We start from the raw sequence: 24647 nt of genomic DNA on the forward strand, positions 1-24647 counted from the left end.
CGGGCGTCGCCGGCGAGGCACGCCCACCGCCGCTCCCCCGCGAACGGAACGTGCGAGGCCCCCGTACCGGGACCTCGCACGTCTCTACCGCGGTGCCGGTGTGGTGACCGGCGGGTGTTCGATCACTGGAAGAGGCCGAACGCGTCGATGACCAGGTGCGTCGTGCCGGCGTTGTTGTAGAACTGGTGCGCGGGGTAGTAATTGCCGGTGGCCTCGTCCTTCGTGGTGCCGAGGCGGACCGTGGCCATGTTCGGCGAGGTCTGACCCGGGACCAGGTTCAGCGCCGAGGTGCCGGGACGGCTCTGACCCGCCGGGTACGGCGTGACGTAGGTGTTCGCGGTCGGCTCGGTGCCGGTCAGGTTCAGCAGCAGGCTGTCGCCCACGAACAGGTCCGGGTCCAGGTAGAACAGGGTCAGCGTGCTGCCCGGCTGGATCGGCTGGCGATCGTCGCGGGTGTCGTACACGCGACCGGGGGTGAACGGGAAGAAGTCCGCGCCGCCGGTCTCGCTCGCCAGGTAGTACCCGGTGATGTCGACGATCAGGTTCACGTTGCCCGCGTTGTTGAACAGGTTGATCCTGCGGTCGGATCCGAGCGCGACGGTCACGCCGTTGGGCGTGGCGGCGTTCGGCTCGACGTTCAGGCTCGACGCGGTCGGCCGGGACGTGCCGGTCGGCCACGCGGTGACGTAGGTGCTCGCGGTCGCGTCGACACCGGTGATGTTCAGCGACACGGCCGAGGCGCCGGACGGCACGCCGAAGGCGGAGAAGTCGATGGCGCGGGACTCGCCGGCGGAGAACCGCCCGCCGGTGTTGCGGGAGTCGTACACGCGGGTCGGGCCGGTGGCGAAGTAGCGGCCGGGGGTGGTGTAGCCGGTGCCCGGGTCGTCGAAGACGTAGTAGCCGGCCAGGTCCGCGATCAGGTGGGTGCTGCCCGCGTTGTTGTACAGGTTGATGGTGTGGTTGAGCGACAGCCAGCTGGTCACCGAGTTGGCGCGGGTCTCACCGGGCACCAGGTTCAGCGTGGACACACCGGGGCGCTCGATGTCGGCGCCGCCCTCCCACACCGTCACGTAGGTCGAGCCGGTGGGCGAGGTGCCGGTCACGTTCAGCACGACCGCGGCGGTGACGTCCGGGAGGTCGGGCACCGCGACCTCGATCCGCCCACCCGGGCCGACCGGCGAGGTGCCCGGCCTGCCGACACCGAGGCGGGTGTCGAGAATCCGTCTGGGCGGGGTCGGGATGAACCGGGTGCCGACCCACTCCGCGGCCGCCTCGGCTTCCTGGCTGGTGCTCTCGGCGGCCTTCGTGCCGTAGGGACGGCCGACGCGACCGGAGCGGTCCAGCTTGACCTCGGTGCGGGCGACCTGGTCCCCGTTGTGGGCGGACGCGGGCTCGGCCGTGGCCGGAGCCGTGGCCGACACCACGGCAGCGGTCGCCGCGACGGCGACCAGCAGCGCAGCGGAACGACGCATTGATCCTCTTCCTCAGAGCAAGGTGAATAAAAGGCGTCGGTCTACCAGCCAGTCCGTGACAGAGACACGCGGACGTCGGCAGCGCGCAGCGCGACCCCCCTGTGGGACGAGCCCCCGACTCGACCGAACAGGCCGGACACTACCTGAGGGGTACGACAGTCCGAAAGCGAAATGCAGTCGGGTTCTCAGCTCTCGGGCTTGACCGAGACGTGCACGAATTCGTTGTACGTGAACACCTTCCCGGCCGCGCGGGGGAACGGGAAGGACATGCGGTCGCGCTCGACCAGCCCGAGCTGGGAGGTGACGTCCGCGAGGCCGTCGAGGTCGGTGAACGCCACGTGCGTGGGGTCGGACTCGTAGCCGCGCTCCTGCGGGCAGATGAGCACCATCAGGCCGCCGGGCGCCAGGAAGTCGACGTAGCCGCGCAGGATCTCCACGGCCTCCGGGCGGGGCATGTGCTCGACCAGGTGCGCCGCCAGCATGCCGCCGAAGCGGCCGGGCGCGGCGTACTCGGTGTCGAAGAACTCGTCCGTGGTGAACGCGGTCAGGCCCATGTCGCGGCAGGTCTGCACCGAGTGCGGGTTGTGGTCGACGCCGACGCCGTTGGGTTCGAGGTGCTTGAGGTTGCGGCCGATGCCGCAGCCGACGTCGAGCACCGTGCGGTCGCCGAAGATGCGGCGCACGTTCCACCGGTACGGGGCCTGGACGTTCAGGACGCGCTTCCAGGGCAGGTTCTGCAGGCGCGCGAGCCGGTCCGTGTAGTCCTGACCGTCAGTCTTGTCCACGGTCGTAACAGTAGACGACGGTGAGACCGGCGCCACCACCCCGACCCGGTGCCCGCCGGCGGGACAGCCGGCGGCGGGCGGCCCTCACGTGGAGGGACCGCCCGTCGCCGGTGGTCAGGCGCCGATCAGGCCCGCCCCGCGCCGCGTCACCCGCCGGCGCGGCGGACGTTCGTCAGGTCCGGGCCGGGCACGAGCCGGGACCACGACTCGAACTGGCAGTTCCCGCAGGTGCCCGCGAACAGGATGAACCCTTCGCCCTCGAGGTACCTCCACGAGCCGCGGAAGCGGACCTTGTACGGGCCGGAGGGCACGTTGTCGAAGCGCACGTGCCCCTGGGCGTCGGTGCGGCCCTGGGCCACGATCTCGCCGGTGATCGCGTCCGTCAGGTCCATCGCCAGGCCGCCGATCATCTCGTCGGCGTCACCGGTCCAGTCGTTGTCGCGGTCGTGGTAGAAGGCCTTGCGGACGGTCACGGCGGGGCCGGGCACCTTCGCCAGGGCGTAGGCCTGCGGGCGGCCGTCGGCGCTGTCCTCCCGGGGACCGAAGTCGCAGGGGTACCCGACCCCGCCGTACTCGGCCGTCTCCGCCGACACGCTGCCGCTGATGGTGACCGCGCGGGACTGGCCCGCCGGCACCGTCACGCCGGCCGCGTCCCACCCCAGGTCGCCCAGGGCGACGTCACGCAGCTCCGGGCCCTCGCCGCCGCTGCGGTCGCAGGCCGCCTTGATGCCGACGAGGTCGGTGGTACCGGAGTTGGTCAGCGTCACGACGATGTCGGCCCGGTCACCGACCTGGTAGACGTCCCGGGTGAACTTCATGGTCACGGACAGCTGGTCGGTCAGCGGGCGCTCGCCGCGCAGCACCATGTTCGCGGCCGAGCCGCTCCCGTCCACCGCGACCCGGGAGTACGACGGCTCGACGACCCAGCCGTCCGGCTCGTCGGTGAGGTAGAGCGTGTACACCTGCACCGGCAGGTCCGCGAACCGGAACCGGCCGTCGGCGCCGGTCGTCGCGTGCAGGTCCAGCCGCCCGGGTCCGCCGAGCGTGTAGGCGTTCACGCGGACCCCCGGGAGTTCCTCACCGGCATCCGACGTGCCGTTGCCGTTGCGGTCGCCGTAGACGAGGCCGCCCAGGGTGTCCTTGGCGGAGTTCGGGTCGCGGACCGGGATCGGCAGGTTGAAGCCGGTGACCGACGTGTTGCCCTGGAAGAGGGAGAACCGGACCACCGGGGCGCCGGTCCACTCCGAGAACTCGCCGTGGACGGTGAGGACTCGTTCCTGCCCGGCGGACAGGGTGACGCCGGGACCCGGCCAGAGGGCGAAGTCGCCCCACTCGGGGGGCTGGACGGAGAACGAGGACCCGGTGACCGGGTACTCGCTCGCCCTCACTCCGACGGCCTCGGTGTCGCCGGTGTTGGCGATCTTCACCACGACCGGGATCCGCTCGCCGACGAGGAAGGGACCGGCGCCGACGGTGGCCGAGATCGAGAGCTGCGCGGCGGCGGCCGTGGGCGACGACGAGGTCGTCGACGGTGCTGCCTGCCGAGCGCCGGCGGGCTGAGCGGAGTCGGTGTGCGCCGAGGTCGGCGTGGTCGCGACCGGTGGTGTGGTGGTGGTCGACGGAGCCGGTCGCGCCGTGGTGGTCGTGGCGACCGGCGGTGTCGGGGTCTGCTGGGCGTGGGCCGCGGCGGACAGCGTCGCGGTGATCGCGAGGGTCGCGACCACGGCGAGGGATCTTCGCGTGGCGGCGCGCTTCGAGAGAGTCAAGATCAGGCCCCCCTGACAGTGGATTCGGGTGGCGGCAACCTAGCCGACGCCGATCACCACCGCACCCCTTTGTCCTCTGTGGATGGTCATGGTCCGGTTGGCGAAGGCCGGTCCCCCGTGGGGGAGACCGGCCTTCGTTACCGTCTCGGACGTGTCCTACGCCACTTCAGCGTGCGAGTGACGGTGCTCCTCGACGTGCAGCGAACGCATCGAAGCCGCCCGCGCCTCGGCGCGCTGCGACCGCGCCGGCACGCCGTTCACGCTCTCCGTGCTGATCGCGTACGACGCCGTCACCCACGCCAACGCGTCGGAGTTGCGGTCCAGCGCGAGGCGGTCCACGTTGCCCAGGGTGTCACCGGGACCGTGGTAGTTCGGGTCGTAGGCGACACCCGCCGTGCCGCCCCACTTCGCCGCCTGCGCCTCGGTCTTGATGCCCTCGGCACCGGTGAACAGGCCACCCGCCGGGATGCCCTGCGCGATGAACTCGCCGTAGTCCGAGCGGCCGGTGAAGTCGGTGCCCTCGGTCTGCACGCCCTTCTCGACCGTCAGGTACTCCACGAACGCCTGCTCGATCTGGCCCGAGCCGTACGGACCCGCGCCCGCGCCGACACCGTCGGAGTCGTCGCCGTCGTAGACGAAGTACGCCGCGTTGGGCGAGCCGATCATGTCGAAGTTCAGGTACAGCGCGATGTCCAGCTGCTGCTCGAAGGTCAGCCCCTGCACGTACTTCGTGGAGCCGATCAGGCCGAGCTCCTCGGCGCCCCACCAGCCGAACCGCACCGCGTTGTTGACCTTCGGCGAGCCGCCCAGCTTCAGCGCGGTCTCCAGCAGGCCGGCCGAGCCGGTGCCGTTGTCGTTGATGCCCGCGCCGTCCTCGACGCTGTCGAGGTGGGCGCCCGCCATCACGACGTTGTCCGTGCGGCCGGTCTTCGTCTGCGCGATCACGTTGCGGGAGAGGCGCTCTTCCTCGTGGTAGCGCAGCTCGACGGTCACCTCCTGACCGGCGAGCTGGGCCAGCGCGGTGCCGTCGTCGCGGGTGACGCCGCCGGTGGGCACGACGCCCGGCGAGCCGAGCGTGACGCCCGACAGCTTGCCGTCGGCGTTGTTCGAGATGATCACCGCGATGGCGCCCGCGGCGGCCGCGTTGCGGTGCTTGAGGTCGAACGTGCACGCGCCGCGGCGGATCAGGGCGATCGAGCCGGTGAAGTCCTGCCCGGCGAAGTCGGTCGCCTCGCAGCCCGGGGTGCCGTCCTCGGGCACGACCCGCAGCGGGCCCGTGACCCCGCCGACCGGCGTCTGCGGCGAGAACTCCAGCGGGATGTTCTCGTAGGTGGTCGTGCCGACCTTCGCGGTCGCGGCGTCGGTGATCTGCACCGGGTAGGTGAACTCCGGCGTGGTCACGTCGAAGCCCGCGCCGCGCAGCTTGCCCGCCACGTAGTCGACGCTGGCGTCGTAGCCGGACGTGCCCGCGGCGCGGTTGCCGCCGTTGCGGTCGGCGATGCGCTGGAAGGCGATCAGGTGGCGGTGCACCCCGTTTGCGGTGACGTTCTTGGTGAGGGTCCTGGCCAACTTCGGGCCGTCGAGCGTCGCGGCCGACGCGACGTTGACGGCCGGAACGGCGACCAGTGCGAGGGACGCTGACGCCGCGAGGATCGCCGCGCGTCGGATCCCGGTTCTAGCTGACATGATCGAGTTCCCCTTCACTCGGATGCCGAACCCTCACAAGTCACGGAGGTGAGCGCAATCCGTCACTCGGCGGGTTCTCGCGCTGTGAGCAGGGGCAAGCACGGCGTGACACCGGTCACTCGCAGCGCCCAGTCGAGTCGGCGGAACGTGCCCGGGGTCACCAGCAGCCGGGTCTGCCGAGCCGGTTCACCCCGCCGGACCTGCGTGAACGTGCCGTCGGGTCGGTAGCCGAGCTTGTGGCTCACGGCGAGCGACGCGTGGTTGTCGGTGAACGCGCTCGACCGGGCCGCCACCGCGTCGAGGTGGTCGAACGCGAACAGCAGGACGGCGGCCCGCATCTCCGTGCCGATCCCGTCGCCCTGGTGCCGCAGCCCGAGCCACGACCCGGTCATGACCTCGCGCAGGACCGGGAAGTCGTCGGCGCCGAGCGACTGCACCCCCACCGCGCGGCCGTCCAGGCGCACGATGAAGTTCACCGTCCACCGCCGCGGCGAGAGCCTCGACCGCACGTCCCAGAAGTGCTGGAGGGTGTTCAGGCCGAGCCGCTCACGCGGCGCGTCGGTCCACTCCACGCCGAACGGCATCCGGTCGGGCGGGTGGACGCCGTCGAGCGCCAGGTCCGCCAGTTCGGCCAGGCCCGCGTCGTCGTCGGGGCGCAGTTCGAGGCGCGGTGTGCGGAGCACGAGGTCGTGGAACGGCCAGTGGTTCATGCCCGTCGATGGTGACGGTCGCGCGCGCGGGCGGCGACCCGATTACCGTCAGGCCATGCGCGCGATCACCATTCGTGAACCCGGCGGGCCCGACGTGCTGGCGTGGACGGAGGTTCGGGACCCCGAACCGCGGCCGGGAGAGGTGCTCCTCGACGTGGCCGCGACCGCGGTGAACCGGGCCGACCTGCTGCAACGCCAGGGCCACTACCCGCCGCCGAAGGGCACGTCGGACGTGCTCGGCCTGGAGTGCTCGGGCACGGTCGCGGCGCTCGGCGAGGGCGTGACGGGGTGGCGGGTCGGCGACGAGGTGTGCGCGCTGCTCGCCGGCGGCGGGTACGCGGAACGGGTCGTCGTCCCGGCCGCGCAACTCCTGCCCTTGCCGGCGGGCGTCGACCTGGTGACGGCCGCTTCGCTGCCCGAGGTCGCGTGCACGGTGTGGTCGAACGTCGTGATGGTGGCGGGGTTGGCGAGCGGCGAGACGTTCCTGGTGCACGGCGGGGCCGGCGGCATCGGCACGCACGCCATCCAGGTCGCCAAGGCGCTCGGTGCGCGCGTCGCCGTCACGGCGGGTTCGGCGCAGCGGCTGCGGCGTTGCGCCGAGCTGGGCGCCGACGTCCTGGTGAACTACCGCGAGCAGGACTTCGTGGCCGAGGTCGGGCAGGCGGACGTCGTGCTGGACAACATGGGCGCCTCTTACCTGGACCGGAACGTGGACGTGCTCGCGCCGGACGGCCGGTTGGTGATCATCGGCATGCAGGGCGGGGTGAAGGGTCAGCTGAACATCGGCAAGGTGCTGTCGAAGCGGGCGAGCGTGACGGCGACCGGGTTGCGGTTCCGGCCCGTGGACGGTCCGAGCGGCAAGGGTCGGATCGTGGCCGAGGTGCGCGAGCACCTGTGGCCGTTGATCGCGTCGGGGCGGGTCAAGCCGGTCGTGCACGACGTGCTGCCGATTGACCGGGCCGCCGGTGCCCATCGCGCCCTGGAGGGCGGCGACGTGTTCGGCAAGCTCGTGCTGACGATCTGAGTGCTGGCGGTCTGGCGGCCGTCACTCCAACGCGGTCGCGGTGGCGAGGAAGGTGCGCGGCGTCGTGCGGAAGCGCAGCGCGAACTCCTCGGCCCACCGCACCAGCACGGTCTGCTCGCCCGGCCGCTCCGCGTCGTCCACGAGCACCGCCGCACCCGGCGCGAGCACACCGCGCAGCACGGGCAACGCCGGATACCGCGCATCACCCAACAAGGGCCCGTCCACCAACAACAAGTCGACCAACCCGTACCGCTCCACGTACGCCGACACCTCGTCGTGCACGAGCTGCGGGTGGTACCACTGCGCGTTCCCCAACGCCGCCGGATGAGGTGTCAACGGCGCGTGGACGACCCGCGCCACGTGCCCCAGCCCTTCCCGCCGCAACTGGCTGGCCACGAACGCCGCCGTGCGCTCGTCGTGCTCGACCGACAGCAGGTGCCCGAACCCGCGCCGCGCCAACAGCCGCGCCAGCACCACCGACGACGCACCGCACCCGCACTCGACGAGCACGGTCCGCGAGCCGAGCAGCACCTCGTCCACCACGGCCGCCAGCGCGGCGGGCCGCAGCTCGTGCGCCGTGTTGGGCAGGTACTCCGTCATCAGGGGTGCCAGGCGGTGCAGTGCGGCGAGATCGGCGAGTTCCCGTGACAGCAGGTCGTCCACCCAGCCCCCCGGTCTCCGCGCAACCCGACCTCACGCCAGCTCGGCGACCGCCCGCACGAGCTCGTCCACTTCCACCGCGTTCGTGTAGTGCGCCAGGCCGACGCGGATCGCACCGCCCACCTCACCGACGCCCAACACCGAGAACACGCCGTGCTGCCCCGAGTCGGCGAACGCGCACACGCCCCGCTCGGACAGGTGCTCGACGCCGTCGGTCGCCTTCACGCCGGCCACCGTGAACGCCAGCGCCGGCACCCGGCGCATGGCGTCGCCGATCACCATGACGTGACGGAGCGATCGCAGTTCGTTGATGAGATTAGCCAGAAGTCCGGCTTGGTAGGCCTTCACCGACCCCAACGACGTGAGCACGCGCTCGCGGCGCGGACCGACCGCGGCGTCGTCCAGACCGGCCAGGTACTCGACCGACGCGACCAGCCCGGCCAGCAGCGGGTAGGCGTGCGGGCCCAGTTCCAGGCGTTCGGGACCCCGCGCGCCCGGCTCCACCGCCACCGACGGCAGCAGGTCGAGCATCGACGGGTCGCGGAACACCAGCGCGCCCACCGGCGGACCACCCCAGTTGTTCGCCGACACCGCCACCACGTCGGCGTCCATCGCGGTGATGTCCAGCGGCACGAACGGCGCGGCGGAGGAGGCGTCCACCACGACCAGCGCGTCCGTGCGGCGCGCGGCCTCGGCGATCTTGCGCAGGTCCGGGCGGGTGCCGACGGAGCCGGACGCGGCCGTCACCGCGACCAGCTTGCACTTGGGCGTGACCAGGTCGTCGTACTGCCAGGCGGGCAGCTCGCACGTCTCGATGTCGACCTCGGCCCACCGCACCACGCTGCCGGTGCGCTGCGCGGCCCGCTGCCACGGCGCGATGTTGCCGGGGTGGTCCAGCCGCGACACCACGACCTCGTCGCCGAGGAACCAGCCCTCCGACAGCGCGTCGGCCAGCCGTTGCAGCAGCACCGCGGAGCTCGGGCCGAGCACCACACCGGCCGGGTCGGCGCCGACCAGGTCGGCCACCGCCCGCCTGGCCGCGTCCACGATGGCCTCGGCGCGTTGTGATGCGGGGAATATGCCACCCGGCCCGGAGACGGGTGCGCGCAGCGCGGTGGAGACGGCCGTGGCCACCTGTTCGGGTACTTGCATGCCCGCAGGAGCGTCCAGATGAACCCAGCCGTCGCCGAGCGCGGGGAACAGCCCACGGACCCGGGCGACGTCGAACGCCATGCCGCACACCGTACGGAGGACGCCGGGACGAGCGACAGCAGGGGCCGCGGGTTTGCCACCCGATCTGTGACCCGGTTCGGCGTTCGCCACCCGATCGGGCCAGGATGGGAGGCATGAGCGAGGCACCCCGAGGTGATCAGGTGGAGAACGAGCGTCATGTGGTCGTGGTCGGCCCGGACGGCACCCCCGTGGGCGCCGCACGGGTGCCGGCCGGTGACGACGCGGGCGGCCAGGACGTGACCGACCTGGTCGAGCAGCCGGCGAAGGTCATGCGCATCGGCACGATGATCAAGCAGCTGTTGGAGGAGGTGCGCGCGGCACCCCTGGACGAGGCGAGCCGCAACCGGCTCAAGGAGATCCACAAGCGCTCCATCGACGAGCTGGAGGACGGCCTGGCGCCGGAGCTGCGCGACGAGCTGGAACGGCTTTCCCTGCCGTTCACCGAGGAGGGCACCCCCTCCGACGCGGAGCTGCGGATCGCCCAGGCACAGCTCGTGGGCTGGTTGGAGGGCCTGTTCCACGGCATTCAGACGGCCCTGTTCGCCCAGCAGATGGCAGCACGCGTCCAGTTGGAGCAGATGCGCGGCCGCGCGCTGCCCGCCGGTTCCGGCCACGCCGACGGCGAGAGCGGTCCGCACATCCGGGGGACCGGTCAGTACTTGTAACTTTCCGGTGCGGCGGTGAGGTCGCGGGCTGGACAACGGGCACCGCGCTGCCCGACCGTGTTCACCGCCACACCCGCGAGAGGAGCCCTCAGGTGCTCGACAAAGTCCGGCACAACCCGCTCGTCGAAGAAGTCCGCAAGCGCGTGCGCGGCAAGATCTTCCGGGTCATCGACGACGTGGTGCGCCCCTACCACCACGAACAGGCCGAGCGGATCGCCCGGCTCCAGCAAGAGGTGGAGGAGCTGCGCAGGCAGGCCGACCGGGCGGCCGACCGCGCGGTCGACGCGACCGTCCAGCACGAGATCCGCGCCCGGCGCGACCTGGTGTTCGCGGGCGAGCAGGAAGCGGCCCTGGAGAGCGCCCGGTTCGTGCGCAGGCACCTGCCGACCGCGCCGCACTTCGGCCACCCGCACGCCACGCTGGAGCACGCGCTCGGGCTGGTCGGGGCCGAGGGCATGGCGCTGGAGTTCGGCGTCTACACCGGCGGCACGCTCAAGCTGATCGCCACCGCGTTCGAGGGCCGCGACGTGTACGGCTTCGACTCGTTCGAGGGCCTGCCCGAGGACTGGCGCAACGGCTTCCCGGCCGGCCTGTTCGGCATGGACGGCCTGCCGGACGTGGACGGCGCGGAGCTGGTCGTCGGCTGGTTCGACGACACCCTGCCCGGCTTCCTGGAGGAGCACCCCGGCCCGGTGTCGTTCCTGCACGTCGACTGCGACCTCTACTCGTCCACGAAGACCGTGCTCGACCTGGTCGGACCCCGGTTGGTGCCGGGCAGCGTGATCGTCTTCGACGAGTACTTCAACTACCCCGGGTGGCAGGAGCACGAGCACAAGGCCTGGACGGAGTACGTCGAACGCACCGGAATAAAGTTCGACTACTGTGGGTACACGTACGATCACGAACAGGTGATCATGAAGGTGACCGGGGTGCCGGAGGCTCCTCAGCAGGGGTGACCGCACCGTGACAGCCCGGCGACAGGGTCATCACCCCGTCGCCGGTAGTCTCACCCCTCGTGCAACCCACGAGTACGGTCGAGCGACCTCCCGCTCCCCTGGCACCCAACTCGCGCACCTTCGCGCGCGCGTTCGGCGACGTGCGCGCCGGCTGGAAGCAGCGGGAGCTGTGGGGCCACCTCGGCTGGCAGGACATCAAGCAGCGGTACCGCCGGTCGGTCATCGGTCCCCTGTGGATCACCATCTCCATGGGCACGACGGCGCTCGCGCTCGGCCTGCTGTACTCCCAGCTGTTCAACCAGGAGCTGGGCACGTTCCTGCCGTACGTCACGGCGGGCTTCATCATCTGGAACTTCATCCTCGGCGTGGTTACCGAGGGCACCGAGGTCTTCATCGCCAACGAAGGCCTGATCAAGCACCTGCCCGCCCCCATCACGGTGCACGTGCTGCGCATGGTGTGGCGCCAGGTGCTGTTCCTCGCGCACAACATGGCCGTCTACATCGTCGTCGCCGCGATCTTCTTCCCGTCACTGGTCGGGGAGTACGTGATGTACGAGGGCGACCCGATCACGCAGCCCGGCCTGTCGTGGGCCGTGCTGATGGTGATCCCGGCGTTCGCCCTGATCGTGGTGAACGCGGTGTGGGTGGCGCTGCTGTTCGGCATCATCAGCACCCGGTTCCGCGACATCCCGCCGGTGATCAGCAGCTTCATCAACCTGGTCTTCTTCATGACGCCGATCGTGTGGCACGTGGGCGTGCTCAACAAGGTCACCGGCGCCGAGGGCGAGAGCGAGAGCGGTGGCTGGCGCATGCTGATCGCCGAGCTGAACCCGATCTACCACTACGTGGAGATCTTCCGGGCACCCCTGCTCGGGCACGTGCAGGACTGGCACCACTGGGTCGTCGTCGGCGGGTTCACCGTCGTCGGGTGGGCCCTGGCGCTGATCGCGATGCGGAACTACCGTGCCCGCGTCTCCTACTGGGTCTGAGTGAGGCCGCAAACACATCATGGTCAGCATCGACGTCTGGAACGCCTCGGTCGACTTCCCGATCTTCGACGCCAAGTCGAGGTCGCTGAAGAAGCTCGCGCTGGGCAAGGTCGGCGGCAAGATCGGCTCCGAGGGCCGGGTCCCGATCATCGAAGCCCTGCACGACATCAACATCTCGCTGCGGCACGGTGACCGCGTCGGCCTCGTCGGCCACAACGGCGCCGGCAAGTCGACCCTGCTGAGGTTGCTCGCGGGCATCTACGAGCCCACGCGGGGCAGCTCGCGCGTCGTCGGCAAGGTCGCGCCCGTGTTCGACCTCGGCGTCGGCATGGACCCGGAGATCTCCGGGTACGAGAACATCATGATCCGCGGCCTGTTCCTCGGCATGAGCCGCAAGGAGATGGAGAAGCGGGTCGACGACATCACCGAGTTCACCGAGCTCGGCGACTACCTCCAGATGCCGCTGCGCACCTACTCGACGGGTATGCGGGTGCGGTTGGCGCTGGGGATCGTGACCTCGATCGACCCGGAGATCCTGATCCTGGACGAGGGCATCGGCGCGGTCGACGCGGCCTTCATGGCCAAGGCCCGGGACCGGATGAACGACCTGGTGAAGCGATCGGGCATCCTGGTGTTCGCGAACCACTCCGACGACTTCCTCGCCGAGTTCTGCACCACGGCGATCTGGATGGACGAGGGCAAGGTCAAGATGCAGGGCTCGCTGCGCGAGGTGCTCACCTCCTACAAGGGGCGTGACCCGTTCGAGAACATGTCCGCCGAGGCGCTGGAGCGGATCGGTCAGCCGCGGGTGTTGAGCGGGAACGGTGGCGAGTAGGTGAGCGTGGTGGGCGCACTGCCGCAGGGTTCCGTCGTCGGGGTCGTGGTGACCAGGCACCGGCGCGACCTGCTGGCCGACTCGTTGAAGGTGCTGGCGTCGCAGACGCGCCCGCTGGACCACCTGGTGGTCGTGGACAACGGGCCGGACCAGCCGGTGGACGACCTCGTGGCGCAGTGCCCGATCCCGACCACGTACCTCGCCTCGCACCGCAACCTCGGTGGTGCCGGCGGGTTCGCGCTGGGGATGCTGCACGCGCTGTCGCTGGGCGCTGACTGGCTGTGGCTGGCCGACGACGACGGGCGGCCCGCCGACGAGACCGTGCTGGCCGTGCTGCTGGAGGAGGCCCAGCGGCGCAGGCTGGCCGCGATCTCGCCGGTGGTGGCGAACATCGAGCGGCCGGAGAAGCTGGCGTTCCCGCTGCGACGCGGGCTGACCTGGAAGCGCAACGCCTCCGAGCTCGGCGCGGACTTCCTGCCCGGCATCGCGTCGCTGTTCAACGGCGCGCTGTTCCGGGCGTCCACGGTGGACGTCATCGGCGTGCCGGACTACCGGCTGTTCTTCCGCGGCGACGAGGTGGAGATCCACCGGCGGCTGGTGCGCACCGGCCTGCCGTTCGGCACGTCGCTGAAGGTCGCCTACCTGCACCCGGACGGCTCGGACGAGTTCAAGCCGATGCTCGGCGGCCGGTTCCACGCGCAGGACCCGGAGAACGCGGTCAAGCGCTACTACACCTACCGCAACCGGGGTTACCTGCTGTCGCAGCCGGGCATGCGCAAGCTGGGCCTGCTGGAGGCGTTCCGGTTCGGGCTGTACTTCATCGGGGTGCGGCGCGACCCGAAGGCGTTCGTGGAGTGGTTGAAGCTGGTGCGCCTGGGCCAGCGGGAGCGCTTCTTCCGCAAGTGATCGGGTTCAGCCGGACGCGGAATCGCTGACGGCGAACCCGTCTTGCCTGGTCAGGCCCGCCCTGGTGGGCTGTGCGCCATGACTTCTGAAGCGCGTAAGACGGCCCTGGTCCTGCACCTCGCCGCGAACCCGAACCCGATCACCATCCGGATTTCCCCGGACACCGCCGACGACCTCGGCCCACGCCTGATCCAGGTCGTGCGCAACGGCCACACCCAAGCCATCCGGACCGCCGACGGCCAGGAGTTCGTGGTCAACTTCAGCCACGTCGTCGCCGCCCACTTCGCCTAGCCGCCGGCCGGTCGTCCGGAGACCGGGAACGACACCGCTGGTCACGCCACGCCTTGACGAGCATAATTTTGTGGCGCAAAATTGCCGGGGTGCGCCTCAGGTTCACCCAGTCTGCCCGCAAGCACCGCATCGGGCGGGCGCACGCCCTGCACGTGATCAACAATTACTTCCCGACCGCCCTGCCCCTCCAGGACGACGAAGATCCGAAGCTCCTGTGGCTCGGAGATGACGACCGAGGCGTGGAACTCGAGATCGTAGGAGTCGAACTCGAGGCCGATGACGTACTCCTCATCATCCACGTGATGCCCACCCACTACCGAGACCGCTAGCCCCGCCATGCACCGCACCGGAGGTGATCATCGTGGTTCGTGAGTACAAGTTTGATGCTGACCAGGTCGAGGACGTCGACCTGGACGAGGAAGTCGTCCTTGACAGCAAGGGGCGTCGGATCACCGAAGCACGTGCCGAGGAGATGGCACAGGAGGCTCTGGCTCGGGTCGGCCGCCCTTCTCTGTCGGCAGCCGGCAGCACGTCTCCCGAAGTCAAGGCACGCGTGCCCGCTCAACTGAAGGAACGAGTCGAGCAGTTGGCGAGGGATCGGCAGACGACGACCTCCATGGTCATCCGCGAGGCGCTGGAGGAGTACCTCGCTCACCACTGACCGTGGTGGGTCGACGCAGCCGACCGGTCAGTGGTTCTCGAAGGCCTTGCGCCAGCGCTCGGCCGACGTGAGGTCCGGCAGGGCGTCGCGGTACTGCTTGCGCAGCCTCGGCCACTCCTTGCCCAGCCGGCGGTAGTTGCGGACGGCCCTGGCCATCAGGGTGCGGAACTGCTCGGGGTCGCGCTTGTAGAACGCGACACCGGTGCCGTCGGCCGTCGAGACGGTGGCGCTGTCCAGGTTGCCCAGCAGGAACCAGCGGGCGTTCAGGGCGGGCACGTTGAGCTGCGGTCGTTCGCCCGCGGCCGGCTGTGGTGGGCGCAGGTTGTGCAGCACGGACTTCGCCGCGCGCACCGCGATCGTCGCCTTGCTCTTCGACGGCTGCAGCAACGCCTCGGCCCGCACCTGGTCGAACGTGGGCGGCGGGAACTCGCGGGCCGACTCCAGGCGCTGGGCGTCGCTGTACTCCTCGCGCATCGCCCGCACCATCGGCAACGCCGTGCGCAGCGAGTCGAACAGGCCCGCCGGGCCGTCCAGGAAGTCCTCGATCGCCTTCTGCTGCAACGCCACCGTGGAGTACTCCATGGACAGCAGGTGCCGCAGCGACAGCTTCAGCCCGTGCTTCACGATCACGTTCCGCACGTCGTACGGGCTGTGCAACGCGGCCAGCACCAGCCGGTTGCGGGTGTGGAAGTAGGCCTGCCAGTCGGTGGAGTCGTTCTTGTCCGTCCACGGCATGTGCCACACCGCCGAACCCGGCAGCGACACGGTCGGGAACCCGTGCTCCAGCGCCCGCAGCGAGTACTCGGCGTCGTCCCACTTGATGAACAGCGGCAGCGGGTAGCCGGTCCGCTGCACGACCTCGCGCGGGAACAGGCACATCCACCAGCCGTTGTAGGTGGCGTCCACGCGGGGGTGCAGCTCGGGCGTCTCGCGCAGCGACGACTCGGCGAAGTCGTGGTCGGTCACCGCACCGGGCGCGGCGCGCCAGAAGCACGTGCCCAAATCCACGATCTCGGCGGTGCTGTGGATCCTGGTCCTGGCCTGCAGGTTCAGCATGTGGCTGCCGACGATGACCGGCGACGCCGCCGCCCGCGCGAACGCGTTGGACCGCAGCACGGCCTCCGGCTCCAGCCGGATGTCGTCGTCCATCAGCATGATCTGGTCGGCGTCGGTGCGCTCGACCGCTTCGAGCATGCCCCGGGTGAACCCGCCGGCACCGCCGAGGTTGTCCTGCTCGATGACTTCGAGCCGGCCACCCAGCCCGGCCTCCGCCTCCACGAAACCGGGCACCGAGCGCACCTTCACCGCGCCCTGGTCGGCCACGAACACGTTGCTCACCACGTCGAGCACGGCCGGGTCGCTGCCCAGCGCCCGCAGCGCCGCGACCGCGTCGTGCGGACGCATCGTGGTAATGGTGACCGCGACCTTCTTCGCGGGCAGCGGCGACCGCACGGCCCACTCGGCGTCCCGGATGCTCAGCGGCGCCTCGTGCGTGAACACGTCGAACCAGATCAGCCCGCCGTCCTCGAACGGCCGCAGCGACACCGGGAACTCCAGCTCGGTCCAGTCCGCCGCGTCCCGGACGAACTCGCCCTCCAGGTGCACGACGTCGCCACTGGGCTTGGAGCGGTACACGTCGACCCGGCCGGAGCCGCGCACGCGCAGCCGCAGCACCACCTCGTCGACGACCGTCCACCGCTTCCAGTAGCTGGCCGGGAACGCGTTGAAGTACGTCGCGAACGACACCTTGGCGTGCTCGGGCACGGTCAGCCCGCGCCGCGAGTCGACCTGGCAGTGCACGTTCTCCGGCTCGTCCAGGTACATCGGCCGGACGTCGAGCGGGTCGTCGTCCCTCGGCAGGATGATCCGGTGCACTGCGTCCACTGAAGGTCCCTCGGTGAGAAGCACGGGAGAAGACGGGGAAAGAGAAGCGGGGCGACCGCTCACCGGCCGCCCCGCCCCTTCCATCACAGGTCGTACAACCGCCGCCAGTTCTCGCGGCTGGTCAGCTCGTCCATCGAGTCGCGGTACGCGCGCTGCATCTCGGGAGCGCGCTGGTACAGCTCCTTGAGCAGCTTGGTGCCCTGCTTGCCGAGCCGGATGGCCAGCTCGCGGTCGCGCCGCCGGACCCGCACGCCCTCCTGGGACGCGTCGGTGACCACGGCGGTGTTGAACAGCGACACGTGCCACCAGGCCGAGTCGCCCGCGGCCACCGCGCCGACGTCGTGCACGCTGCGGCCGAGCAGCTGGTTGACCACGCGCTTGGCCAGCACCGGCGCGAACAGCCGCGGCGCGGGCGGCGCGCTGATCAGCGGCAGGTCGCCGGACGAGATGCCGGGCACCTCCGAGGCCGGGTGCTTGACCGTCTCGGGGTACTCGGCGCGCAGCTTGCGGATGTCCGCCGCCGCCTGGACGCCGCCGTCACGCAGCACCTCGGGACCCTTGAGGAAGTCCTCGATGGCCTTGAGCTGCGTCGCCGCCAGGCCGTACTGCATGCCGACGAGGTAGGTGGCGAGCTGGGCCGCCATGGACCGGCAGATCCGCTTCGGGTCGAACTGGCTGTGCAGCGCCGAGGTGATCAGGGCGTTGCGCAGGTTGAAGTACCGGTGCCAGTCGTCCCAGTCCTTCCAGTGGAAGTCGGCGTGCCACACGCCCGCGCCGGGCAGCGTGACCGTGGCGAACCCGTGTGCCCGCGCGCGGTAGCCGTACTCGATGTCGTCCCACTGGAAGAACAGCGGCAGCGGGTAGCCGACCGCCTTGACGATCTCCGACGGGATCAGGCACGACCACCAGCCGTTGTAGCCCGCGTCGACCCGGCGGTCCTGCACGTTGCGCTTGCCGGTCTCCTCGTCGTACCCGGTGAGGTCGGCGTCGTGCAGCGCGCCCTCCACGACCTGGCCGGGGGCAAGCGTGTCGAGGTTGGCGTACTCCGCGCCCACGTGCAGGTGGTTCGGGTGCAGCAGGTACAGCATCTGCCCGCCGACGATGACCGGCTGCGCGGTGCGGTTGGCGAACGCGGTCGTGCGGACCACGATCTCCGGCTCGCACAGCACGTCGTCGTCCATGAAGAGCACGTTGGCGTGCTCGGCGTGGTCGACCTCCATGACCTCGTACAGGCCGCGGGTGAAGCCGCCCGCGCCGCCGAGGTTGGGCTGGCGGATGTAGCGCAGCTTGTCGCCCAGCGCGGCGGCGACCTCGGCGAACCGGGGCCGCGACTCGACCGGGTCGCTGCCCTGGTCCACCACGTACACCGCGTCGACCAGGCTCAACGGCTCCGGGTCCGACGCGAGGGCCGCCATCGTGTTGAGGCAGTCCTCGACCCGGTTGAACGTGCAGATGACGATCGCGGTCGGCCGGACGTTCTTCGGCGGCGCGACGGTCCACCGGGGGTGCTCGACCACCAGCTCGTGCTCGCCGGTGACGACGTCGAACCACAGCGCGCCGCCGTCGGTGAACTTGTCGATCCTGGCGGTCATCGTGACGACCCGCGCGTCCGCCCCCGAGACCTGCTCGGCGACGACGGTGCGGGTCTCGCCCTCGGCGTCGGAGGCGACGATCGAGACCGTGCCCGAACCGGTCAGGGTCAGGCTCAGCTCCACCTCGGCGCTGACGCACCACCGCTGCCAGTAGGTCGCCGGGAACCGGCCGAAGTAGGTGTTCATCGACACCGCGGCGTGCGGGTGCACGACCAGGCGGTGCCGCTCACGGTCGGCGATGCCCTGGGAGATCTCGGCGTAGAGGTCCTCGGAGACGATCTGCGACGGCCCGGCGAACAGGCCGCGCTGCGCCAGCAGTTTCTCCGGAGCCTCGTGCTCGACGAGGGTGGAGTTGCCCGACATAACCGAATCAGTCCTCCAGCGAACCGTCCAGCGCCCGACCGGAGGCCAGGTGCGGGGCGATCTTGTTGTCGAACACGCTCAGCGCCGAACCGATCGCCATGTGCATGTCCAGGTACTTGTAGGTGCCCAGTCGACCACCGAAGACGACGTTACGCTCGGCGGCTTCAGCTCGCGCGAGTTCGCGGTAGCGCTCCAGCTTCGCGCGGTCCTCGGCGGTGTTGATCGGGTAGTACGGCTCGTCGTCCTTCTCGGCCGCCCGGGAGAACTCCCGCACGATGACCGTCTTGTCCGACGGGTACTCGCGCTCGGGGTGGAAGTGCCGGAACTCGTGGATGCGGGTGTAGGGCACCTCGGCGTCGTTGTAGTTCATCACCGGCGTGCCCTGGAAGTCGCCGACGGGCAGGACTTCCTGCTCGAAGTCCAGCGTGCGCCAGCCCAGCCAGCCCTCGCTGTAGTCGAAGTAGCGGTCCAGCGGTCCGGTGTAGACGACGGGCGTGCCGGCCGGGATCTCGTCGCGGACGTCGAAGAAGTCGGTGTTCAGCCGCACCTCGATGTTCGGGTGGTCGGCCATCTTCTCCAGCCACGCGGTGTACCCGTCGACGGGCAGGCCCTCGTAGGTGTCGTTGAAGTAGCGGTTGTCGAAGGTGTAGCGCACCGGCAGGCGGCTGATGACCGCCGCGGGCAGCTCCTTCGGGTCGGTCTGCCACTGCTTGGCGGTGTAGTCGCGCACGAACGCCTCGTACAGCGGGCGGCCGATGAGCGAGATCGCCTTCTCCTCCAGGTTCTTCGCGTCCTTGGAGTCGATCTCGGCGGCGTGCTCGGCGACCCAGGCGCGGGCTTCGGAGGGGCTGAGGTAGCGGCCGACGAACTGGGAGATGAGGCCGAGGCCCATCGGGAACTGGTAGGCCTGCCCGGCGTGCATCGCGAACACCCGGTGCTGGTACCCGGTGAACTCGGTGAACTGGTTGACGTAGTCCCACACCCGCTTGTTGGAGGTGTGGAACAGGTGCGCGCCGTAGCGGTGCACCTCGATGCCCGTCTCGGGCTCTGGCTCGGAGTAGGCGTTGCCGCCGATGTGCGCGCGCCGCTCCAACACGAGCACGCGCTTGTCGAGCTGGGAGGCTGTGCGTTCGGCGACCGTCAGGCCGAAGAACCCGGAACCGACGACGATCAGGTCAAATCCAGCGAAGCTCACGGGGCCCGAGGATAGTCGCGCCGGGCGATCGGGCCGGCGGGTACCCACCCGGAGACCGCCGGCGCGCACGTCACCGGCGTGGGGGAACCACCCGCGCGCAGGTCGACCGGCCTGGGGGATGGCCGCCGGGCCGCGTCGGTACACTCCGCCACGAGGCCTTACCACAATGTCACAGCACCGTGCACCTGGCACGTTCACGCTGTCCGGTGTCGTCGTCACGCCACCGGTGGAGTGCCTCACGCATCTCTACGACGGTGGGGTAGCAGGGACATGAGCTGGTTCGAGGTTGTGCCGGTCGCGCTCGTCACCGCCGCGTGGCTGGTCGGTCCCGGTGCGGCGCTCTCCTACGCGATCGGCCTGCGCGGCCTGTCGGCCTGGGGCATGGCGCCGACGCTGAGCATGCTCATCGTGCCGGTCACCGCCGTGCTGGCGGACGTGCTCGGCCTGACCTGGTCGCCGGTCGTCGTGCTGGCCGCCACCGCCGTGGTCGTCGTACTGGCCGTGATCGTGTCGCTGCTGCTGCGGCGGGTCGCGCCACCCCGTCGGACGGACCCGCGCCGGGTGTTGGCCGCCGCCGCCCTCGGCCTGGTGCCCGCGATCGCGATCGGGTGGTACGTGCTGGTCAAGGGCATGGGACAGCCGGACCAGCTGAACCAGACCTACGACGCGATCTTCCACTACAGCGCGCTCGCGCACATCCTCGACTCCGGCAACGCCTCCTCGATGGAGATGGGCACGCTGGGCAACGTCGCCACCCCGACCACGTTCTACCCGGCGGGCTGGCACGGGCTGACCTCGCTGGTCGTGCTGAGCACGGGCGCGCCGATCGCGGTGGCGGCGAACATCGTCGCGGGTGCCATCGCGATGCTCGTGTGGCCGCTGAGCTGCCTGTTGCTGGTGCGCCAGCTCGTCGGCCGGTCGACCGCCGCCATGGCGGTGACCGGCGTGGTGAGCGTCGCGTTCACCGCGTTCCCGTGGGGCCTGCTCGGCTTCGGCGTGCTGTGGTCGAACCTGCTCGGCCTCGGCCTGGCGCCCGCCGGTGTCGCCATGGTGCTCGCCGCCACGTCGCTGGCCAGGGAGGACGTCATCGGCAGGCGCCGCGCCATGGCGCTGGCCCCGCTGGTGGTCGTGGCCTGCGCCTTCGCCCACCCCAACACGGTGTTCAGCCTGATCGTGGTGGCGCTGTTCCCGATCGCCACCAGCATCCTGCGGTGGGCGGTCCGGCTGCACCGCACCGGTCGCACCGGCCGCGCGGTGGCCGGCGTGGTGGCCGCGCTGGCCGCGTTCCTGGGCGCGTGGGCGTACGTGGCGGTCGCGCCGATGTTCGCCGAGGTCCGCAACCACTACTGGCCGCCGTTCGAGACGCCCGCGCGCGCGGTCGGCGAGGCCCTGCTCGGCGCGCCGAACGGCAAGCCGGCGCTGTGGGCGCTGTCCCTGGTCGCGATCATCGGCGCCGTGGTGGCGTGGCGGCTGCGGACCAGCCGCTGGCTGGTGGCGGCGTTCGCCGGCACCGTGTTCCTCTACGTGGTGGCGGCCGCGATCAACCGGCCGAGCACCCACTTCATCACCGGCTACTGGTACAACGACTCCTTCCGGCTCGCCGCGATGCTGCCGCTGACCACCGTGCCGCTCGCCGTGCTCGGCATCACGCGGCTGGCCGACCGGCTGGGCGCCCTGCTGGCCAAGGTGCCCGCGCCTGCGGCGACCGTGCCGCCCGGGATCGTGGTGGCGGGCGCCGACCAGGCCGCGGGCCCGGTGCGCCCGCCCCTGTGGCGCACCCCGACCGTGCTGAGCCTGCTGGTGCTGCTCGCGCTGGCGCCGCTGACCAAGGTCTTCTACGTCGGGGCCAACGTGGGCACCGTGGCCGGGTCGTACACGATCGAATCCGTGCCGCAGAGCACCACGCTGGTCGACCGGACCGAGAAGGAGTTCGTGTCCGAGCTGGAGGCCAAGCTGCCCGAGGACGCCCTGGTGGCGAACAACCCGTGGGACGGCAGCACCCTGATGCTCGCCGAGGTGGGCCGCCGGGCGCTGTTCCCGCACGCCAACATCCCGTGGAGCACCGAGCAGACCCTCCTGGCGGCGAACCTGGACGAAGCGGGCCGCGACCCGGAGGTGTGCCGCGCGGCCGAACGGCTGGGCGTGCACTACCTGCTGATGGCCAACCGGACGTTCTGGCCGCACGACGCGCGCAACAAGGACTACCCGGGGCTGCGGGTCTCGGCCTCGGACCCCGGGTTCGAGCTGCTGGCCCAGAAGGGCACGGTCAAGCTGTACCGGTTGGCGTGCGACGCCGGGAAAGCGGTGACGACCCGCTGACCGCGGGTGGACCCGGTCGACCGACGGCGGGCCCCGTGCCCCTAACGTGTGGCAGGTGTCGATCCCGATGAGCCTCCGGCGGCTCTTCAGCCCTTCCGTGCAGATGGCCCTCGGCTTGGGCGTGTTCGGGCTCGCCGGGTACCTGTTCGTGGCGCTGACGGGTCACACGCTGAGCACCGACCAGGCCAACCTGGCGGTGACCCTGTACTTCGTGGTCAACGTGATCGGGCCGGGCATCTTCGCCGCGCTCGAACAGGTGACCAGCCGCGCCGTCGCCTCCGGGCAGCCCCTGGGGTCGGTGGTCAGCCGGGTGTCCGCGTCGGGCGGGAGCCTGGCGGCGGCGGTCGTCGCGGTGCTCCTGCTGCTCGCGCCGTTCGCGGTCGACCGCACGCTCGGCGGTGACTGGGTGCTGTTCGCCGAGGTGCTGGCGACACCGGCGCTGATCGCGGCGCTGAGCGTGGTGCGCGGCCTGCTCGCCGGCCTGCAGCGGTTCAACGGCTACGCGATGACGCTGACCGTCGAGGGCGGCGTGCGGCTCGGGCTGTGCGGGCTGCTGGTGGTCCTGCAGGCGTCCGAGGCGTGGCTGTTCGGGCTCGCCTACCTGGGCGGATCGCTGCTCGCCGCGCTGGTCGGGCTGCTCTGGCTGCCGAAGGCGCGGTCCGCGTCGACCTCGCCGGCGCCCGCGGTGCCTCCGGTGGGGAAGGCGCTCCTCGCGCTGGCGGCGGCCACGCTGCTGTCCCAGCTGCTGCCCAACCTGGCGCCGCTGGCGGTCAACTCCCGGTTGCCGCTGGACAGCGTGGTGGCGCTGGCGTTCGGGCAGGCCGTGGTGGTCGCCCGCATCCCGCTGCTGCTGCTCTACCCGATCCAGACGATGCTGCTGCCGAGCCTGACCGCGGCGGTCGCCAAGGGCGACCACGCGTTCGTCGCCCGGCGGATCAAGCTCGCGCTCGCCGTGCTCTGCGGGCTCGGCCTGGTGTACGCGGTGGTGTTCACGCTGGTGGGGCCGTGGCTGCTGCGCACGTTCATGGGCACGAAGGTCGACCCGGCCACCGTGGTCACCATGCTGCTCGCGATCAGCACGGTCATCCTCATCGGCGCGTTCGTGGCGCAGCCCGCGCTGGTCGCGCTGGGTCGCGACAAGACGATCACGCTCGGGTGGGCGGTCGGGTCGGCGGCCACACTGGCGATGGTCATCCTTCCGGGTGACCCGCCGTTCATCGCGGCGTTGGCGCAGACCATCGGCCCGCTGCTGACCCTGCTGGTGATGCTGCTGGGACTGCGGGCCGCGCTCCGCAGGGCCTCGACGGTCGACGCGACCGAGGCGACGGACCAGCGGGGCGTCACGAGCTGACGCCCCGGTCGCACCGGGCGACCCGCGGCCGGGCGCGGTGGCCCGGCCGAGCGGTCACACCCGCTTGAACGCCCGGCCGGCCAGCGACTTGGCGAGCTTCAGGTCACGCGCCACCGCGGCGTCGATCGCCGACTTGGTGATGTGGCCGCGGCAGAGCAGGTGCAGCCGCGCGGCGCGCGCGGCCCTGTGCCAGCCGACCTCGCTGAGCTGCTCGGCCGCCGCGGCGTAGTACCGCTGCTCCTCCTCGAACCGCCGCACGCTGTGCGCGCCGATCGAGGAGTGGCTGGACGCGTGCCTGCGGTAGCGGAACACCGGCGTCGGGTCCAGGGCCAGCGTGCCGCCGCCGATGAGCATGTCGATCGACCACGCCAGGTCGGCGATCGAGCCGAACTCGCCGAGCCGCTTGATCCTGGGCACGGCGTCGTTGCGGAACGCCATGGCGGGCACGTACAGCCAGTTGCCGTTCATCAGGCTCTGCGCGGCGGTCGGGCCGTCCAGCTCCAGCTCTTTCCACGCCGACCGGGCGGCCACCCGCTTGATCTTGTCGGCGAGGCTGTCGGTCGGCCGGCTGTCGCCGTCGACCACGATCACGCCCGGGTGCACCATGACGGCGTTCGGGTACCGCTTGAACGCGTCCAGGACGACCTCGACGTACCTGGGCTCCAACGCGTCGTCGGCGCCCATGACGACGAGGTACTCCTCCTTGCCCATCGTCATGCACTGGCTCACGTTGGCGGTGGCGCCGAGGTTGCGCTCGTTGCGCACGTACTCGATGCGCGGGTCTGCCAACCCCCGCACGTACTCCTCCGCCGTCGTGTCCGGGTACCGGTCGTCGACGATGGTCAGCCGCCACTGGTCGCTGGTCTGCTTGCGGACGCTGTCCACCAGCTCGATCAGGAACCGCGCGTCCAGGTAGTAGGGGACGACGAAGTGCACGCTCATGACCGCTCCGCACCAGGCCCTTGACCAGCGGAAACCGGCGGCTCGGCCTGGCGGAGCGCGATCGCCCGCGCCAGCCGCGCGTACCGCAGCTCCAGCTCCTTGAACCTCAGGTAGGCGTTCAGGGTGGTGAAGGTGAACACCACGACCAGCGCGTACAGCAGCAGGTCGGTGCCCCGGCCGACGCCGAGCCAGCCGGCCACCACGGTCACGTCGCCCGGGCGGAGCACGGCGTAGATGCCGAACACCACGAACAGCATGAACGCGAGCTTCACGCTCGCCGCCGACTTGGTGGTCCCTCGCTTGCGCAGGAACAGCAGCAGGACGGCGATCGTGAACAGGACCAGGATGTACTGGATCAGCAT

23 protein-coding genes are annotated in these 24647 nt (G+C 70.7%); 10 read left to right on the forward strand and 13 right to left on the reverse strand.

Translation table 11 applies throughout. The features are described 5' to 3' along the window. Window positions 1-122 precede the first annotated feature (122 nt). From A6A25_RS34675 to A6A25_RS34695, 5 genes are all read right to left on the reverse strand, one after another. Window positions 123-1472: a hypothetical protein gene (locus A6A25_RS34675; protein ID WP_073897445.1), complete on the reverse strand. Its 1350-nt coding sequence runs from the start codon at window positions 1470-1472 to the stop codon at window positions 123-125. A gap of 185 nt (window positions 1473-1657) precedes the next feature. Next, window positions 1658-2257: a class I SAM-dependent methyltransferase gene (locus A6A25_RS34680; protein WP_083668908.1), complete on the reverse strand. Its 600-nt coding sequence runs from the start codon at window positions 2255-2257 to the stop codon at window positions 1658-1660. Window positions 2258-2403: 146 nt separating this feature from the next. Next, the gene (locus A6A25_RS34685; RefSeq protein WP_073897446.1) at window positions 2404-3981 is read right to left on the reverse strand and encodes an MSCRAMM family protein; all 1578 of its coding nucleotides are present in this window, start codon (window positions 3979-3981) and stop codon (window positions 2404-2406) included. A gap of 198 nt (window positions 3982-4179) precedes the next feature. Then, window positions 4180-5709 carry a M28 family metallopeptidase gene (locus tag A6A25_RS34690; protein WP_073897932.1) on the reverse strand — a complete coding sequence of 510 codons (1530 nt, stop codon included), beginning with the start codon at window positions 5707-5709 and terminating at the stop codon, window positions 4180-4182. Between the two features lie 62 nt (window positions 5710-5771). After that, window positions 5772-6419, reverse strand: a complete 648-nt coding sequence (locus A6A25_RS34695; protein WP_073897448.1) for a GNAT family N-acetyltransferase — start codon at window positions 6417-6419, stop codon at window positions 5772-5774. Between the two features lie 55 nt (window positions 6420-6474). Between A6A25_RS34695 and A6A25_RS34700 the strand changes: the two genes are divergently transcribed. After that, on the forward strand, window positions 6475-7443 hold the full coding sequence (locus A6A25_RS34700) for an NAD(P)H-quinone oxidoreductase (protein ID WP_073897450.1): 969 nt from the start codon (window positions 6475-6477) through the stop codon (window positions 7441-7443). A gap of 21 nt (window positions 7444-7464) precedes the next feature. Here A6A25_RS34700 and A6A25_RS34705 read toward each other — a convergent pair whose 3' ends face one another. Further along, a complete protein-coding gene (locus tag A6A25_RS34705; protein ID WP_073897452.1) occupies window positions 7465-8106 on the reverse strand; it encodes a class I SAM-dependent methyltransferase in 642 nt (213 codons plus the stop codon). 30 nt (window positions 8107-8136) lie between these two features. After that, window positions 8137-9336: a cysteine desulfurase-like protein gene (locus A6A25_RS34710; protein ID WP_073897454.1), complete on the reverse strand. Its 1200-nt coding sequence runs from the start codon at window positions 9334-9336 to the stop codon at window positions 8137-8139. A gap of 113 nt (window positions 9337-9449) precedes the next feature. Here A6A25_RS34710 and A6A25_RS34715 point away from each other — a divergent pair, with 113 nt between their 5' ends. The 6 genes from A6A25_RS34715 to A6A25_RS34740 all read left to right on the forward strand — a co-directional run bounded on the left by A6A25_RS34715 (window position 9450) and on the right by A6A25_RS34740 (window position 13978). Next, window positions 9450-10001, forward strand: a complete 552-nt coding sequence (locus tag A6A25_RS34715; RefSeq protein WP_073897456.1) for a bacterial proteasome activator family protein — start codon at window positions 9450-9452, stop codon at window positions 9999-10001. A gap of 92 nt (window positions 10002-10093) precedes the next feature. Next, on the forward strand, window positions 10094-10957 hold the full coding sequence (locus tag A6A25_RS34720) for a class I SAM-dependent methyltransferase (protein ID WP_073897458.1): 864 nt from the start codon (window positions 10094-10096) through the stop codon (window positions 10955-10957). Between the two features lie 59 nt (window positions 10958-11016). Further along, on the forward strand, window positions 11017-11946 hold the full coding sequence (wzm, locus tag A6A25_RS34725; RefSeq protein ID WP_073897460.1) for a galactan export ABC transporter permease subunit Wzm/RfbD: 930 nt from the start codon (window positions 11017-11019) through the stop codon (window positions 11944-11946). Window positions 11947-11965: 19 nt separating this feature from the next. After that, entirely contained in the window at window positions 11966-12781 is an 816-nt protein-coding gene (wzt, locus tag A6A25_RS34730; RefSeq protein ID WP_073897462.1) for a galactan export ABC transporter ATP-binding subunit Wzt/RfbE, read from the forward strand. 9 nt (window positions 12782-12790) lie between these two features. Next, window positions 12791-13687: a galactofuranosyltransferase GlfT1 gene (gene glfT1, locus A6A25_RS34735; RefSeq protein ID WP_198932968.1), complete on the forward strand. Its 897-nt coding sequence runs from the start codon at window positions 12791-12793 to the stop codon at window positions 13685-13687. Between the two features lie 78 nt (window positions 13688-13765). Then, entirely contained in the window at window positions 13766-13978 is a 213-nt protein-coding gene (locus A6A25_RS34740; protein ID WP_073897466.1) for a hypothetical protein, read from the forward strand. A gap of 41 nt (window positions 13979-14019) precedes the next feature. On the opposite strand, the gene A6A25_RS43545 is transcribed toward A6A25_RS34740, so the two are convergent. Further along, window positions 14020-14277, reverse strand: coding sequence for a hypothetical protein (locus tag A6A25_RS43545; RefSeq protein WP_143193597.1), 258 nt, complete (start codon window positions 14275-14277; stop codon window positions 14020-14022). 53 nt (window positions 14278-14330) lie between these two features. Here A6A25_RS43545 and A6A25_RS34750 point away from each other — a divergent pair, with 53 nt between their 5' ends. Continuing rightward, the gene (locus tag A6A25_RS34750) at window positions 14331-14639 is read left to right on the forward strand and encodes a ribbon-helix-helix protein, CopG family (RefSeq protein ID WP_073897470.1); all 309 of its coding nucleotides are present in this window, start codon (window positions 14331-14333) and stop codon (window positions 14637-14639) included. Between the two features lie 27 nt (window positions 14640-14666). On the opposite strand, the gene A6A25_RS34755 is transcribed toward A6A25_RS34750, so the two are convergent. The 3 genes from A6A25_RS34755 to glf all read right to left on the reverse strand — a co-directional run bounded on the left by A6A25_RS34755 (window position 14667) and on the right by glf (window position 19673). Next, complete coding sequence (locus A6A25_RS34755) at window positions 14667-16523, reverse strand: glycosyltransferase (RefSeq protein WP_241829076.1); 1857 nt, start codon at window positions 16521-16523, stop codon at window positions 14667-14669. An 83-nt stretch (window positions 16524-16606) separates the two neighbouring features. Further along, window positions 16607-18478, reverse strand: a complete 1872-nt coding sequence (locus A6A25_RS34760) for a glycosyltransferase (RefSeq protein WP_073897474.1) — start codon at window positions 18476-18478, stop codon at window positions 16607-16609. 7 nt (window positions 18479-18485) lie between these two features. Continuing rightward, the gene (gene glf, locus A6A25_RS34765) at window positions 18486-19673 is read right to left on the reverse strand and encodes a UDP-galactopyranose mutase (protein ID WP_083668910.1); all 1188 of its coding nucleotides are present in this window, start codon (window positions 19671-19673) and stop codon (window positions 18486-18488) included. A 270-nt stretch (window positions 19674-19943) separates the two neighbouring features. Here glf and A6A25_RS34770 point away from each other — a divergent pair, with 270 nt between their 5' ends. Next, a complete protein-coding gene (locus A6A25_RS34770; RefSeq protein WP_073897476.1) occupies window positions 19944-21992 on the forward strand; it encodes a DUF6541 family protein in 2049 nt (682 codons plus the stop codon). A 55-nt stretch (window positions 21993-22047) separates the two neighbouring features. After that, window positions 22048-23343: a lipopolysaccharide biosynthesis protein gene (locus A6A25_RS34775; RefSeq protein WP_143193598.1), complete on the forward strand. Its 1296-nt coding sequence runs from the start codon at window positions 22048-22050 to the stop codon at window positions 23341-23343. 54 nt (window positions 23344-23397) lie between these two features. Here the strand turns inward: A6A25_RS34775 and A6A25_RS34780 are convergent, their stop codons facing one another. After that, complete coding sequence (locus A6A25_RS34780; protein ID WP_073897480.1) at window positions 23398-24285, reverse strand: glycosyltransferase; 888 nt, start codon at window positions 24283-24285, stop codon at window positions 23398-23400. Then, window positions 24282-24647 (reverse strand): DUF2304 domain-containing protein, encoded by a 366-nt coding sequence (locus A6A25_RS34785; protein ID WP_073897482.1) that lies wholly within the window; start codon window positions 24645-24647, stop codon window positions 24282-24284. The genes A6A25_RS34780 and A6A25_RS34785 overlap by 4 nt, the downstream gene beginning before the upstream one ends.

Source organism: Saccharothrix sp. CB00851, from assembly GCF_001905065.1.
GTDB lineage: Bacteria > Actinomycetota > Actinomycetes > Mycobacteriales > Pseudonocardiaceae > Actinosynnema.